Source organism: Streptomyces sp. NBC_00078 (assembly GCF_026343335.1).
Lineage (GTDB): Bacteria > Actinomycetota > Actinomycetes > Streptomycetales > Streptomycetaceae > Streptomyces.
This window is the reverse complement of sequence record NZ_JAPELX010000001.1, coordinates 8,569,375-8,583,209: the sequence shown is the minus strand read 5'-3', so window position 1 is coordinate 8,583,209 and position 13,835 is coordinate 8,569,375. Positions and strand designations below refer to the sequence as shown.

The following is a 13,835-nucleotide window of genomic DNA, read 5'->3' as shown; positions in this document are numbered from 1 at the left end:
CCGTTCCGACGACGCAAGGAAGAGACCCGCTCATGGCACCCCACCCCGAAGCCGCCGCCCTCCTGGCCCGTTCCCACCGGCTCGGCTCCGATCCCCGCAACACGAACTACGCCGGGGGGAACACCTCCGCGAAGGGCACCGACACCGATCCCGTGACCGGTGGTGACGTGGAGCTGATGTGGGTCAAGGGATCGGGGGGTGATCTGGGCACCTTGACCGAGGCCGGGCTCGCCGTCCTGCGGCTGGACCGGCTGCGGGCCATGAAGGCTGTGTATCCGGGGGTGGAACGCGAGGACGAGATGGTCGCCGCGTTCGACTACTGCCTGCACGGAAAGGGCGGTGCGGCTCCCTCCATCGACACGGCCATGCACGGGCTGGTGGAGGCCGCGCACGTCGACCACCTCCACCCCGACTCGGGGATCGCGCTCGCCTGTGCCGCCGACGGGGAGAAGCTGACCGCCGAGTGCTTCGGCGACACCGTGGTGTGGGTGCCGTGGCGACGGCCCGGGTTCCAGCTGGGGCTCGACATCGCGGCGGTCAAGGAGGCCAATCCGCAGGCCATCGGGTGTGTGCTGGGCGGGCACGGGATCACTGCCTGGGGTGCGACGTCCGAGGAGTGCGAGCGGAACTCGCTGCACATCATCCGGACCGCGGAGGTGTTCCTCGCCGAGCGGGGCAGGGAAGAGCCCTTCGGGCCGGTGATCGAGGGGTACGAAGGATCCGCCGAGGGCGAGCGGCGGGAGCGGGCCGCGGCGTTGGCGCCGTATGTGCGGGCCATCGCCTCTCAGGACAGGCCGCAGGTCGGGCACTTCGACGACTCCGACGTCGTGCTCGAGTTCCTGGCCCGTGCCGAGCATCCTCGGCTCGCCGCGCTGGGGACATCCTGCCCGGACCACTTCCTTCGTACGAAGGTACGGCCGCTCGTTCTCGACCTGCCGCCGACCGCTCCCCTGGAGGAGGCGATCGCGCGGCTGAAGGAGTTGCACGCCGAGTACCGCGAGGAGTACGCCGCCTACTACCGGCGGCACGCCCTGCCCGGCTCCCCCGCGATGCGCGGGGCCGACCCGGCGATCGTGCTGGTACCGGGGGTCGGCATGTTCAGCTTCGGCAAGGACAAGCAGACCGCGCGGGTGGCCGGCGAGTTCTACGTCAACGCGATCAACGTGATGCGCGGGGCCGAGGCCGTGTCGACGTACGCGCCGATCGAGGAGTCGGAGAAGTTCCGGATCGAGTACTGGGCGCTGGAGGAGGCCAAGCTCCAGCGGATGCCGAAGCCCAAGCCGCTGGCGACGCGCGTCGCCCTTGTCACCGGCGCGGGCAGCGGGATCGGGAAGGCGATCGCCGAGCGGCTGGTCGGTGAGGGGGCGTGTGTCGTCGTCGCCGATCTCAATGCGGAGAACGCTGCCGCCGTCGCCGAAGAGCTGGGCGGTCCGGACAAGGCCGTCGCCGTGGCCGTGGACGTGACGGACGAGGAGCAGATCTCCGCGGCCTTCAGGGCGGCCGTGCTCGCCTTCGGCGGCGTCGACCTCGTGGTCAACAACGCCGGGATCTCCATCTCCAAGCCCCTGCTGGAGACTTCGGCCAAGGACTGGGACCTGCAGCACGACATCATGGCCCGTGGCTCCTTCCTCGTGTCGAGGGAGGCGGCCCGGGTGATGATCGCGCAGAAGCTGGGCGGCGACATCGTCTACATCGCCTCCAAGAACGCCGTTTTCGCCGGGCCCAACAACATCGCCTACTCGGCCACCAAGGCCGACCAGGCCCATCAAGTACGGCTGCTGGCCGCCGAGTTGGGCGAGCACGGCATCCGCGTCAACGGGGTCAACCCGGACGGTGTCGTACGCGGTTCCGGGATCTTCGCGGGCGGCTGGGGCTCACAGCGGGCGGCCGTGTACGGGGTGCCGGAGGAGAAGCTGGGCGAGTTCTACGCCCAGCGGACCATCCTCAAGCGGGAGGTGCTGCCGGAGCACGTCGCCAATGCCGTCTTCGCGCTGACCGGCGGGGAGCTGACGCACACCACCGGGCTGCACGTCCCGGTCGACGCCGGCGTCGCGGCCGCCTTCCTGCGATGAGCGCGGACGTGAAGTCGTACGCCGCGGTCGACCTCGGCGCGTCCAGCGGGCGTGTCATGGTCGGCCGCGTCGGCCCCGACAGCCTGGAGCTGACGGAGGCGCACCGCTTCCCCAACCGGCCCGTGCGGGTCCCCGAGGGGATGCGATGGGACATCCTCGCGCTGTACGGGGGTGTCCTGGACGGCCTGCGGGCGGCGGGCGGCGACTGCGGTGGACGGCTCGACTCGGTCGGCATCGACAGCTGGGCCGTGGACTACGGGCTGCTGGACGCGGACGGGGCACTGCTCGGCAATCCGGTGCACTACCGCGACGCGCGCACCGAAGGCGTCGCGGAGAAGGTGTGGGCGACCCTGCCCGCCGACGAGCTGTACGCGGCGACCGGACTGCAGTACGCGCCCTTCAACACGCTGTACCAGCTGGTCGCAGCCCGGGAGTCCCGTCAACTGCGTTCCGCGGAAAGACTGTTGCTCATTCCGGACCTGCTGTCGCATTGGCTCACGGGCGAGCAGGGCACCGAGCTCACCAACGCCTCGACCACCCAGCTGATCGATCCCCGGACGCGGGACTGGTCGTACGAGGTCGCCTCCAGGCTGGGCATCGACCTCGGCCTGTTCGCGCCGTTGCGCCGGCCCGGCGATCCTGCGGGTGTGCTGCGGCCCGAGGTGCTGGAGGTGACCGGGCTGTCGGGCCGGGTGCCGGTGACGACGGTCGGTTCGCACGACACGGCGTCCGCGGTGGCCGCCGTTCCGGCCGACGGCGAACGGTTCGCGTACATCTGCACCGGGACCTGGTCGCTGGCCGGACTGGAGCTGGGCGCGCCCGTACTGACCGAGGAGAGCCGGGCTGCCAACTTCACCAATGAGCTGGGGCTGGACGGCACGGTCCGGTATCTGCGGAACATCATGGGGTTGTGGCTGCTCCAGGAGTGCCTACGGGCCTGGGGCGAGCCGGAGTTGGGCGGGCTGCTGCTGGAGGCGGCCGAGGTGCCGGCGCTGCGGTCGGTGGTGGACGCGGGGGACGCCGCGTTCCTGGCGCCGGGTCGGATGCCGGAGCGGATCTCCGAGGCCTGCCGCGCCTCGGGGCAGCAGGTGCCCGTCTCGCCCGCCGAGATGACGCGCTGCATTCTCGACTCGCTGGCCCTGGCCCACCGCAGGGCCGTCGAGGACGCGCAGCGGCTGGCCGGCCACCCGGTGGATGTCGTGCACGTCGTCGGTGGCGGTACCCGCAACGCGCTGCTGTGCCAGCTGACCGCCGACGCCTGCGGGCTGCCCGTGGTGGCGGGCCCGGCGGAGGCGGCGGCGCTGGGCAATGTGCTGGTCCAGGCCCGGGCCCACGGGCTCGTCGGCGACCTCGCGGGGATGCGGCACCTGCTCGTCCGTACCCAGCCGCTCACGCGGTACGAGCCGCGCGGCGAGACCGCGCCATGGCGTGCGGCGCAGGCCCGGATCGTCTCGGAATGAGAGCGGTCTCCCACAGACCCTCGTACTCGGACTACTCTGCACTCATCCGATGATCGATCCACTAGGAGCCGCGATGCGTGTCGCCCTGTTCCTGACCTGTGTCAACGACACGCTCTACCCGGACACCGGGCGCGCCGTGGTGAAACTGCTGACCAGGCTGGGCGTCGAGGTCGATTTCCCGATGGCCCAGACCTGCTGTGGGCAGGCGCACTACAACACCGGGTATCGGCACGAGGCGGAACCACTGGCCAGACATTTCTCCGATGTCTTCGGGGATTACGAGGCGATCGTCACACCGTCCGGGTCGTGCGGGGCGATGGTGCGCGAGCTGTATCCGCGGATGGGTGAGCGGGCGCGGGCGGAGGGGCGCGGGGACACGCTCGCCGCGACGCTGGCACCGGTCGTCCAAAGGACGTACGAGCTGACGGAGTTCCTGGTGGACGTGCTGGGGGTGACGGACGTCGGCGCGTACTACCCGCACCAGGTGACCTACCACCCGACCTGCCACGGCCTGCGCGGACTGGGCCTCGGCGACCGGCCGCGGCGTCTGCTCCAGGCCGTGAAGGGCCTGGAACTGGTGGAGCTGCCGGGCGCCGAGGAGTGCTGCGGCTTCGGCGGCACCTTCGCGCTGAAGAACGCGGACGTCTCGACGGCGATGGGCGTGGACAAGGTGCGCAACGCAGAGTCGACCGGCGCCGAGGTGCTGTGCGCGGCCGACAACTCGTGCCTCATGCACATCGGCGGCACGATGACGCGGGCCGGCAGCGACATGCGGCCGGTGCACCTCGCGGAGATCCTGGCGAGCACGGAGAAGGAGCCGGCGGCATGAGCGGGACGTTCGTGGGGATGCCGGCCTTCCCGAAGGCCGCGCACGACGCCGTGCACAACGAGACGCTGCGCGGCAATCTCCGGCACGCCACCCACACCATCCGCGCCAAACGGGCGAACGCGGTGGCGGAGCTGTCCGACTGGGCGGAGCTGCGGGAGGCGGGCAAGCGGATCAAGGACCATACGCTGCGTCACCTCGACCGCTATCTGGTCCAGCTGGAGGAAGCGGTCACGGCCGCGGGCGGCACCGTGCACTGGGCCGCGGACGCCGACGAGGCCAACCGGATCGTGGCCGACCTGGTGAAGGCGACCGGCGAGTCCGAGGTCGTCAAGGTCAAGTCGATGGCCACGCAGGAGATCGGCCTCAACGAGGCCCTCGAAGCCGAGGGCATCCGCGCCTACGAGACCGATCTCGCCGAGCTGATCGTGCAGTTGGGCAAGGACCGGCCCTCCCACATCCTGGTCCCCGCCATCCACCGCAACCGCGGCGAGATCCGCGACATCTTCCGCAAGGAGATGAGCGAGTGGGGCCGCCCGGCCCCGGAAGGCCTCACCGACACGCCCGCCGAACTCGCCGAGGCGGCCCGTCTGCACCTGCGCGAGAAGTTCCTGCGCGCCAAGGTGGGCATCTCGGGCGCCAACTTCATGATCGCGGAGACCGGCACGCTGGTGGTCGTCGAGTCCGAGGGCAACGGGCGGATGTGCCTGACCCTGCCCGAGACACTGATCTCGGTCGTCGGCATCGAGAAGATCCTGCCGACCTGGCGGGACCTGGAGGTGTTCCTGCAGACCCTCCCCCGCTCCTCCACGGCCGAGCGCATGAACCCGTACACCTCGATGTGGACCGGCACGAGCGACGGTGGCGCCGAGGCAGGGGACGGCCCGCGGCACTTCCATCTCGTCCTGCTGGACAACGGCCGCACCGACACCCTCGCCGACGAGGTCGGCCGCCAGGCCCTGCGCTGCATCCGCTGCTCGGCCTGTCTCAACGTCTGCCCGGTGTACGAGCGGGCGGGCGGCCACGCCTACGGCTCGGTCTACCCGGGCCCGATCGGTGCCATCCTCAGCCCTCAGCTCCGGGGCACGGCAAGCGACATCGACGCCTCCCTGCCGTACGCCTCGTCCTTGTGCGGCGCCTGCTACGAGGTGTGCCCGGTCGCCATCGACATCCCCGAGGTCCTCGTCCATCTGCGGGAACGGGTCGTGGAGGGCGGTCCGGTGACCCGCGAGGGCAACAAGGTGGTGCTGCAGCCCGCGAAGGGGCATGCCGCCGAGCGGGCGGCCATGCGCGCGGCGCGCTGGGCGTTCACTCACCCGGGGGTCCTGCGCTCGGGCCAGCGGCTCGCTTCGCGAACGCGTCGCCTGCATCCGCGGACGCTGCCCGGACCGGGCCAGGCGTGGAGCGGCAGCCGGGACCTTCCGGCGGTGCCGGCGGAGCCGTTCCGCGACTGGTGGCAGCGCACGAACGGCGGGAAGACCGAGAAGGGGACCTCGAAGTGAGCAGCAGGGAACGGATCCTGGGCCGGGTGCGGCGCGCTCTGGCGGACGTGGGACAGGACGACACGCCGTACGAGCAGGCGGTTCCTCGGGACTATCTGCGCGAGCACGGCGAGCGGAGTGTCGAGCGGACGGTGGATCTGCTGGCCGAGAACCTGGCGGAATACCGGGCGATCGTGCACCGCTGCGCGGAGGACGAACTGGCGGCGGTGATCGGCCGGTTGCTCGCCGAGCGGGGCTCGAAGACGGTGCTGGTGCCGGCGGGGCTGGACGAGGAGTGGTTCGCGGCGACGGATGCCGAGCGGGTCCCGGATCGCGGTGAGAGCACCCCGCACGAGCTGGACCGGGTCGACAGCGTGGTCACCGCGTGTGCGGTGGCCGTCGCCGAGACCGGGACGATCGTGCTGGACGGCGGCCCGGACCAGGGCCGCCGCCGGATCACGCTCGTCCCCGACCACCACATCTGTGTCGTACGGGTGCCGGAGCAGGTGGTGTCCGCCGTGCCCCAGGCACTGGAACGCCTCGACCCGGCCCGCCCGTTGACATGGATCTCCGGCCCGTCCGCGACCAGCGACATCGAGCTGGACCGGGTCGAGGGGGTACACGGTCCGCGCTCCCTGGAGGTGGTGCTGGTGAGTGGCCGACCGGGCGCCGAGGCCACTTCGTAGCGGGCGAGCGGGGACCGGTCCGACGGCGGGTGGGGCGCGGCGCTGGCCGGGGCGCGCCCCCGGGCCTCCTGACTCCGGCGGAGCTGCACGAGGCGCTGCGACGACGGTCGTGGGCGCACTCGGCGTGTCCCGGGGCAGGTGGAGTTCGGCTCGGTGGCGGACGCGTCATCGCAGGCACCATCGGCGGCCTGATCGGACGCGATCGGAACAATCAGGAGTAGACCATCGGACAGCCCCGCCGCAGCGAGTGCTGTGCGGCCCGCAGATACAGCGCCACGTAGAACGCGGCGTCCAGGTCCTCGCTCCACGGTCCGGGCCGGGCGGCCGCCACCTCCTTCGCCGGTCCCTCCAGGAACCACATGGTCAGATCGAGGTTGTCACAGGCCGCCGGTATCACGTCCACCGGCAGTTCGACGGCCGCCGCCAGCCGCTCGACGAGACCGAGCACCTGAGGAGCGCCGGCGACCATCGTGGCGTCCGTGTACGCGGAGCCGAGGGGCAGCCGGATCTCCTCGTCGAGCGAGAGCGGCACCAGCACCGACCAGCCGCAGAGCACCTCTTCCTCCTCCCGTGACAGATGCGTCCGGCACAGCGCGCTGAAGCCGTCCATGGGAGGCACCAGCTTCTCCTCGAACGACATTCCGGAACCGCGTACCAGGTCCGCCGCCTCGGGCACCGACTCGTACGGCGGCAGGCCGCGCCGGCTCAACTCCTCGCCGAGCGCGGAGGCGAGGGCTCCTCGGCCGCCCTCGTCCTCGTCGTCGTCGAACCACTCCTGCGCACCGACACTGACCAGATAGATCCCCATGGCCGAAACGTACAGCGGCCCTCTGACATCGCCTCGGGCCGTTCACGGGTCTCACTCCGGTCTCGCTTTCCGAGGAGCCTTGGTTCGCGTGACAGAGTGGGTGAACAAGCGCTTGGATAGTGGATCCGATCCGCGTTCCGATCCGCTCCGAGCTGTGTCGAGCTGGAGGCCCCGTTGCTGTTCACATCCGTCGACGACGTCTCCGCGCGTCTCGCCGCCACCGGATATCTCGCCTCGCCCGCGGTCGCCACGACCGTCTTCCTCGCCGACCGGCTGGGCAAGCCGCTGCTGGTGGAGGGCCCCGCCGGGGTCGGCAAGACCGAGCTGGCCAAGGCCGTCGCCGAGGTGGCGCAGGCCCGGCTGGTCCGGCTGCAGTGCTACGAGGGCGTCGACGAGTCCCGGGCGCTGTACGAGTGGAACCACGCCAAGCAGCTGCTGCGCATCAGCGCGGGCCGCGACGAGACGTGGGACGAGGCGCGCACGGACATCTTCAGCGAGGAGTTCCTGCTCACACGGCCTCTGCTCACCGCCATCCGCGGTGACGACCCCAAGGTGCTGCTGATCGACGAGACCGACAAGGCGGACGTCGAGGTGGAGGGCCTGCTCCTGGAGGTGCTGAGCGACTTCCAGGTCACCGTCCCCGAACTGGGCACGATCACCGCGACCCGGCGTCCCTTCGTCGTCCTCACCTCCAACGCCAGCCGCGAGCTGTCCGAGGCGCTGCGGCGCCGTTGTCTCTTCCTCCACATCGGCTTCCCCGACGAGGAGTTGGAGCGTCGCATCGTACGGTTGAAGGTGCCCGGTCTTGATCAGGCACTGGCGACTTCGGTGGTCCGGGTGGTCGGTGCCCTGCGCGCGATGGACCTGCGCAAGGTGCCCTCGGTCGCCGAGACGATCGACTGGGCGCGCACGCTCCTGGCGCTGGGCGCCGACACCCTCGACGAGACCGTCGTACACGACAGTCTGGGCGTTCTGCTCAAGCACCAGGACGACGTCCTCAAGGCGGCCGCCAAGCTCGACCTGGACGCCGTGTGACCGCCCCCGGCGTGGCGGATCGCCTCACGTCCCTGGTCGGGGCGCTGCGGGCGCACGGCATGCGGATCGGCACCGGCGAGACCGTGGACGCGGCGCAGGCTGTGGCGGCGCTCGGCCTCGCCGACCGCGAGCTGCTGCGGGAAGGGCTGGCCGCGACGCTGCTGCACGGGCCGGCCCAGCGGCAGGTGTTCGACCCGGTCTTCGACCTGTACTTCCCGCGCGGCATCGGCGCGCCCGAGGGTGAGTCGGCGGACCGGGACGATCTGCGGGACCGACTCGCGGCAGCACTGGCCGCGGGCGACGAGATGCTGATGGCGCGACTGGCCGCCGAGGCGGTGGACGGCTTCGGCGGATACGGCTCCTCCCCCGCTTCTGACGGCTGGTCGTCGCATCAGACCCTCGACCGGGTCCGCCCGCAGACGCTGTTCGCCCGTGTCCGCGACAGTGTCCGGGCGCAGAGCGGCGCGTCCGGGTTCACCGACCGGCTGCTGGAGGACGAGATCCGGCGACGCATCGAGACCTTCCGGCGGCAGGTGGCCGCGGAGGCCCGGCGCCGGATCGCCGAGCGGCGCGACCGGGACGAACTCGCCCGGCGCGCGGTGGCCACGACGCCCGACCGGCTCGACTTCCTGTACGCCGGCAAGCTCCAGCTCGCCGAACTGCGCAGGACAGTTCAGCCGCTCGCCCGCAAGCTCGCCACCCGGCTCGCGGCACGCCGGCGCCGCACCTCCCGCGGCAGCATCGACCTGCGCCGCACCCTGCGCGGATCGCTGTCGACGGGCGGGGTGCCGATGAAGCCGGTGCTGCGCAGACGCCGTCCGGTACGGCCCGAACTGGTGCTGCTGTGCGACGTGTCGGGGTCGGTGTCCGGGTTCTCGGACTTCACGATGCTTCTGGTGCAGGCGCTGCACGACCAGTTCAGCAAGGTGCGGGTGTTCGCCTTCGTCAACCGGCTCGACGAGGTGACACCGCTCCTCGTGCACGGCGCGGCCGACCCGGAGGGGCTGGGCGCCCGCATCCGGGCGGAGGCGACGCTCACGGGCTGGCACGGCAGCAGCGACTACGGCGTCGCGCTGGGCGAGTTCGCGGAGCGCTACGGCGACGCGGTCGGCCCGCGCACCACGGTGTTCGTCCTCGGTGACGCCCGTACGAACATGAGCGACCCGAACCTGGCGGCGGTGGGGCGCGTCGCCGAACGGGCTCGGCGCGTCTACTGGTTGAACCCCGAGCCGCAGGCCCTGTGGGGAACGGGCGATTCCGCCGCGCCCGCGTACGCCGAGCTGGTCGACATGCACGAGTGCCGCACCGCCCGCCAGCTCAGCGCACTGATCGCACGGCTGCTGCCGGTCTGACCGCGTCGGCCGGCGCAGACAGGCACCGTGCCCTTCGTGGCCCTTCTTTCTAGTCCTTCTTCCTAGTCCTTCGCCTTCGCGTAGTCCGTTGCCATGCCGCCTGCGAAGTCGTAGACCATGCACGGTTCGTCCCCGACCACCCAGGCGTCGTGGCCGGGCGGGATCACAAAGGCGTCGCCCTCTGCGACCTCGCTCTCGCCGCCCTCGTCCATGCGTATGCGCATGCGCCCTTTGACGCAGTAGCCGTTGTGATGGACCTGGCAGGTGTCCGTGCCGGCGATGGGCCCTACGGACTCGGACCAGCGCCAGCCGGGTTCGAAGGTGGCCACGGCGAAGTCGAGCCCCGTCATATGGACTGCTTCGAGGTGTCCGCGCGGAAAGTCGCGCCGCTCGTCGGGCTTGTCCACGGCCTTGATCTCGATCATGTCGGCTCCCTCCATTGCGAGCCCCGCCCACCACACCATCGTCGACCCGTCCACCCGGGGGCGCCATCCGGGGGACGCGACCTTCGCGAACAAGCGGACAAGTGGGCCGAACAGGCGGAGAATGGTGTGCGGAGGCCGCCATCGCCGATCCACCAGAAAGGTGGCGATCATCGTGGCTGAACACCCCCACGCACTGCTCATCCGCCAGGGCTACGAAGCCTTCTCAAGCGGTGACATGGACACCCTGCGCTCGATGATGACGAGCGACGCCACGCACCACGTGCCCGGGAGCCACCCGCTGTCCGGAGACTGCAAGGGGATCGACGCGATCCTCGACTACTACCGCCGGCTCTTCGAGGAGACGGGCGGCACGTTCAAGGTCGAACTGCGCACCATCCTGGTGGACGGCCGCGGCCATGCGGTCTCGCTCCACCACGCCACCGCCCGCCGTGGCGACAAGAGCATGGACGAGGACGGAGGCATCGTCTTCCGGATCGTCGGAGACAAGATCACCGACCTCGACGAGTGCGTGGAAAACCTCGACGCGGGCAACGAGTTCTGGTCATGACGCCGTCGCCCGGCCGCGCAGCCGGGCGAACAGGTCCGCATCCGCGATGCCGCCGGAGTCGATGACTCCGCTCGGCACGGCAGGACACCGCCCGCCCGGCGAGCAGCACATCCGAAGAGCAACATGTCGACGCGGCCGGCACACCGCCTCGACGTCGGTCCACGGAAGCTCGAAGCGCGACAGCTCGCCGGGTGTGTGCAAGGCGTGCCCGTCGGTCTGGCCCGTCGGCAGTGATGCACGACGGTCCGCCGGACCTCACCCGTCGTGGGTGGCCGCGTGTGTCAGCGCCTCCCGAGCCGCGTGCCGGTCACCGACCGTCTCCCACCACGGGTGGGTGTGCATCTCCTCGGCCAGTCGCCTGCACCGCTCCCGTGCGTCCCCCAGACGGTCACGCTGGTTGCCGGAGATCTCCGCGCGTCCCGCCGCGATGTCAGCGCCGCTCGGCAGGTGCGAGGCGATGTCCGCGCAGTGTTCGAGCGCCCGGGTAAAGGTGCGCCGCGCGGCGACCAGATCGCCGGGTATGACGAACTCGCCCACCGTGAAGGGACGGGAGAATTCGGACGGCCCCGGCTCCGTGTGCCACAGGGAGGCGTCGATGGGCTGCCCGTCGTCGAGCGCCCGGGTGAGTTCGCTCCGAACTCCCGTCGCCATGCCGTCACCGTCCCGTGGATCGGCCGGTCCCGGAAGCGGAAGGGGCTGTCCCGCCCGGGGCGCGGTGCGCGGAGCCGGAACAGGCTCGGGGCGGCCTTCGAGGAACTCCTCCTTGTCCGTCGGGGTGACCCACATGTGCCATCCGCGGCGGCCGGCCGGACGCGGCATGTAGAGCGAGACGAGTTCGCCCGCGCCGGTGCGCCGGATGACGTCGTCGTAGTAGAGCCCGCGCACCGGTTCCCACAGCCCGTGCCGTCCGCCGCACCGGCCGGCGCCCTGCCGGGGACAGGGCACCGGATTGCTCCAGTCGCAGCGCGACATGTGCAGTTGTTTGACGCCGCCACGCACCGACAGGGCCGCGCGGTCGGTCACGTCCCGCCAGCTCTGTACGTTCAGTCGGGCCCAGGGAGCGCGGTCGATGGGTATCGCGTTTTCGTTGTTGACGAGCCACAGGGGGGTGAGGCCCTCCCGGTGGGCGCTGCGGGTGCGCTCGTCCACGGAACCGCCGGCTATCGCCGCGAGCTGTATCTCGTACGCCAGTCGCTGCCTGCCGGCGCCCTCCACCGTCACATCCGTACCGCGCTTTCCGTGCTTGGCCCCCTCCGCTCGCGTCACATGGAAACCCTCCCCGGAGGCGATGTCGGCGGTGTACTCCCCGAGCGCTTTGTGGAGATCGCTCTCGGCCTTTGTCTCGGGGCGTTCGCCCTTTGCCACATGCATGGCGTGCGGTCGGCCGCTGACCTTGCGGATCGCCATGAAGCCGGGGCAGATGAGCCCTTCGTCCTCATGGGCTTCCAGGCAGTACAGAAGATCCGGCTGGTAATTGCCGTAGATCTCGTCGAGCAGCCGCGGGTATTCGGGGTGTCCGAGATCCGCCTCGGTCAGATCGAGCGTGATGCCGAGGCCCCTGTGCCAGACGCAGTAGGTCATGTGGCGAGAGTAGGACGCACCACTGACAATCCACTCGGGCGGTGATCGGCAACGCCCGCCGGAATGCGACCACCGGCCTACTGAGCCCGTTCGGAAGACGATCGGGAAACGGCCTCAGCCGACCGGGTCCAGCCCCGTCACGAGTTCCGCGAAGGCGCGGGCTGCGGGCGGTGAGGTGAAAAGCCGGTCGAGGCGCGCTCGGGCCAGGCTGCGGTGGAAGGGACCGCAGCGGCTGTCGTCGCCGGCGTCGTGGACGGTCCGGGTCAGCCAGTGGGAGAATTCCTGGTCGTTCCAGACGCGGCGGAGGCAGCGCTGCGAGTAGCTGCGCAGCCCTGACTCGTCACCGTCGCGCAGGAAGTCCCGGACGGCCCCGGCGAAGAGATCGGCGTCGTACAGGGCGAGGTTCATGCCCTTGCCGCCCATCGGGGAGACGATGTGGGCGGCGTCGCCGACGAGGAACAGCCGTCCGTACTGCATGGGGTCGTGGACGAGGCTGCGCAGCTGGAAGATCTCGCGCTCGGTGATGGGGCCGGCGGCGAGGGCGGAATCGCCGAGCCGGCCGCGCAGAGCGTCCCAGACCCGGGTGTCCGGCCAGGCCTCGGGGTGGTCGTCGGGTGGGCACTGGAGGTAGTAACGGCTGCTGTGCGGGCCGCGCGGGAAGTGGGCGGCGAAGCCCTGCGAGCTGACGGCGAGGAGAGGATGGGCCGGGGGCGGGGCGTCGGCGAGGACCGTGAGCCAGCCGATGCCGTGGTCGAAGGCGTGCGCGGTCAGGACGCCTTCGGGGACGACGGTGCGGCTGTAGCCCCGGTCGCCGTCGCAGCCCGCTACGAAGGCGCAGGTGAGGGTGTGCGGGGTGCCGTCGGCGGTGCGGTATCGAACGGTGGGGCGATCGCCGTTCAGGTCGTGCACGGAGACATCGGCGGCCTCGAAGCGGAGGTCTCCGCCGTCGGCGAGGTAGGTGGCCGTGAGCTTCTGGACCAGGATCTGCTGGGGGCACAGGCGGGCCGCGGGACCTTCGGAGCCGTCGCTGTCGGACACCAGGTGGCTCTCGCCGTCCACCCGAAACTCCAGGATGCCGTCGTGCGGGGGGCCTCCGAGGACGCGCTCGGCCAGCCCCCAGCGGTCGAACATACGGACGGCGCGGGTTTCCACGATGCCGGCACGCTGGCGCTGCGCCACGTACTCGCGGCTTCGGCGTTCCAGGACGACACAGTCGACACCGCTGCGCCGCAGCAGGTTGGCGACGGTCAGACCCGCCGGGCCGGCACCGATCACCACGACGGTCGCGAACTCCGGAGACTGCCCCAACACCCCTGCTGCTCCTGCCACTTGACCACCTCCAGCGCCAGCCTGGCCGAGCAGACCCGCTGCCCGATCCGATCACCGCAAGGGACCGCCCGCGGGGCATGGCCATCGGGCATCACCCTCGCCGGCCGCGAAGTGACCGTCACGGCCGGCGAGCCGCGGCTCCGGCCCGCGCTCGACGCCTCCGGCTTACCCGGCCCGCGCCTTCGACGCCTCCTCCACGCCAACCTCAACCT

Annotated in this window: 12 protein-coding genes; 8 read left to right on the top strand and 4 right to left on the bottom strand. The window is 71.0% G+C overall.

Annotated features, from left to right (window positions below):
• Positions 1-32 precede the first annotated feature (32 nt).
• From OOK07_RS39920 to OOK07_RS39900, 5 genes are all read left to right on the top strand, one after another.
• Positions 33-2,072: a bifunctional aldolase/short-chain dehydrogenase gene (locus OOK07_RS39920; RefSeq protein WP_266801480.1), complete on the top strand. Its 2,040-nt coding sequence runs from the start codon at positions 33-35 to the stop codon at positions 2,070-2,072.
• Positions 2,069-3,532: a rhamnulokinase gene (locus OOK07_RS39915; RefSeq protein ID WP_266801479.1), complete on the top strand. Its 1,464-nt coding sequence runs from the start codon at positions 2,069-2,071 to the stop codon at positions 3,530-3,532. The genes OOK07_RS39920 and OOK07_RS39915 overlap by 4 nt, the downstream gene beginning before the upstream one ends.
• A 73-nt stretch (positions 3,533-3,605) precedes the next feature.
• Positions 3,606-4,361, top strand: coding sequence for a (Fe-S)-binding protein (locus OOK07_RS39910; protein WP_266802267.1), 756 nt, complete (start codon positions 3,606-3,608; stop codon positions 4,359-4,361).
• The gene (locus tag OOK07_RS39905; RefSeq protein WP_266801478.1) at positions 4,358-5,860 is read left to right on the top strand and encodes a LutB/LldF family L-lactate oxidation iron-sulfur protein; all 1,503 of its coding nucleotides are present in this window, start codon (positions 4,358-4,360) and stop codon (positions 5,858-5,860) included. The genes OOK07_RS39910 and OOK07_RS39905 overlap by 4 nt, the downstream gene beginning before the upstream one ends.
• On the top strand, positions 5,857-6,525 hold the full coding sequence (locus OOK07_RS39900) for a LutC/YkgG family protein (protein WP_266801477.1): 669 nt from the start codon (positions 5,857-5,859) through the stop codon (positions 6,523-6,525). Before OOK07_RS39905 ends, OOK07_RS39900 begins: the two co-directional genes overlap by 4 nt.
• Positions 6,526-6,736: 211 nt before the next feature.
• On the opposite strand, the gene OOK07_RS39895 is transcribed toward OOK07_RS39900, so the two are convergent.
• Complete coding sequence (locus OOK07_RS39895) at positions 6,737-7,333, bottom strand: hypothetical protein (protein ID WP_266801476.1); 597 nt, start codon at positions 7,331-7,333, stop codon at positions 6,737-6,739.
• A gap of 177 nt (positions 7,334-7,510) precedes the next feature.
• Between OOK07_RS39895 and OOK07_RS39890 the strand changes: the two genes are divergently transcribed.
• Together OOK07_RS39890 and OOK07_RS39885 are read left to right on the top strand one after the other, a co-directional pair.
• Complete coding sequence (locus OOK07_RS39890; protein WP_266802265.1) at positions 7,511-8,368, top strand: AAA family ATPase; 858 nt, start codon at positions 7,511-7,513, stop codon at positions 8,366-8,368.
• Complete coding sequence (locus tag OOK07_RS39885; protein WP_524540331.1) at positions 8,365-9,720, top strand: vWA domain-containing protein; 1,356 nt, start codon at positions 8,365-8,367, stop codon at positions 9,718-9,720. Before OOK07_RS39890 ends, OOK07_RS39885 begins: the two co-directional genes overlap by 4 nt.
• Before the next feature lie 62 nt (positions 9,721-9,782).
• Here OOK07_RS39885 and OOK07_RS39880 read toward each other — a convergent pair whose 3' ends face one another.
• Positions 9,783-10,145 carry a cupin domain-containing protein gene (locus OOK07_RS39880; protein ID WP_266801475.1) on the bottom strand — a complete coding sequence of 121 codons (363 nt, stop codon included), beginning with the start codon at positions 10,143-10,145 and terminating at the stop codon, positions 9,783-9,785.
• 172 nt (positions 10,146-10,317) lie between these two features.
• Here OOK07_RS39880 and OOK07_RS39875 point away from each other — a divergent pair, with 172 nt between their 5' ends.
• On the top strand, positions 10,318-10,713 hold the full coding sequence (locus tag OOK07_RS39875; RefSeq protein WP_266801474.1) for a nuclear transport factor 2 family protein: 396 nt from the start codon (positions 10,318-10,320) through the stop codon (positions 10,711-10,713).
• A 255-nt stretch (positions 10,714-10,968) separates the two neighbouring features.
• On the opposite strand, the gene OOK07_RS39870 is transcribed toward OOK07_RS39875, so the two are convergent.
• The gene (locus OOK07_RS39870; protein ID WP_266801473.1) at positions 10,969-12,294 is read right to left on the bottom strand and encodes a DUF8825 domain-containing protein; all 1,326 of its coding nucleotides are present in this window, start codon (positions 12,292-12,294) and stop codon (positions 10,969-10,971) included.
• Positions 12,295-12,408: 114 nt separating this feature from the next.
• The gene (locus OOK07_RS39865) at positions 12,409-13,623 is read right to left on the bottom strand and encodes a 4-hydroxybenzoate 3-monooxygenase (RefSeq protein ID WP_266801472.1); all 1,215 of its coding nucleotides are present in this window, start codon (positions 13,621-13,623) and stop codon (positions 12,409-12,411) included.
• Positions 13,624-13,835: the final 212 nt, after the last annotated feature.

Coding starts and splice junctions, on each gene's coding strand:
- OOK07_RS39915 (WP_266801479.1), top strand. CDS start 2,069: ATGAGCGCGGACGTGAAGTCGTACGCCGCGGTCGACCTCGGCGCGTCC.
- OOK07_RS39895 (WP_266801476.1), bottom strand. CDS start 7,333: ATGGGGATCTATCTGGTCAGTGTCGGTGCGCAGGAGTGGTTCGACGAC.
- OOK07_RS39870 (WP_266801473.1), bottom strand. CDS start 12,294: ATGACCTACTGCGTCTGGCACAGGGGCCTCGGCATCACGCTCGATCTG.
- OOK07_RS39880 (WP_266801475.1), bottom strand. CDS start 10,145: ATGATCGAGATCAAGGCCGTGGACAAGCCCGACGAGCGGCGCGACTTT.
- OOK07_RS39920 (WP_266801480.1), top strand. CDS start 33: ATGGCACCCCACCCCGAAGCCGCCGCCCTCCTGGCCCGTTCCCACCGG.
- OOK07_RS39910 (WP_266802267.1), top strand. CDS start 3,606: ATGCGTGTCGCCCTGTTCCTGACCTGTGTCAACGACACGCTCTACCCG.
- OOK07_RS39905 (WP_266801478.1), top strand. CDS start 4,358: ATGAGCGGGACGTTCGTGGGGATGCCGGCCTTCCCGAAGGCCGCGCAC.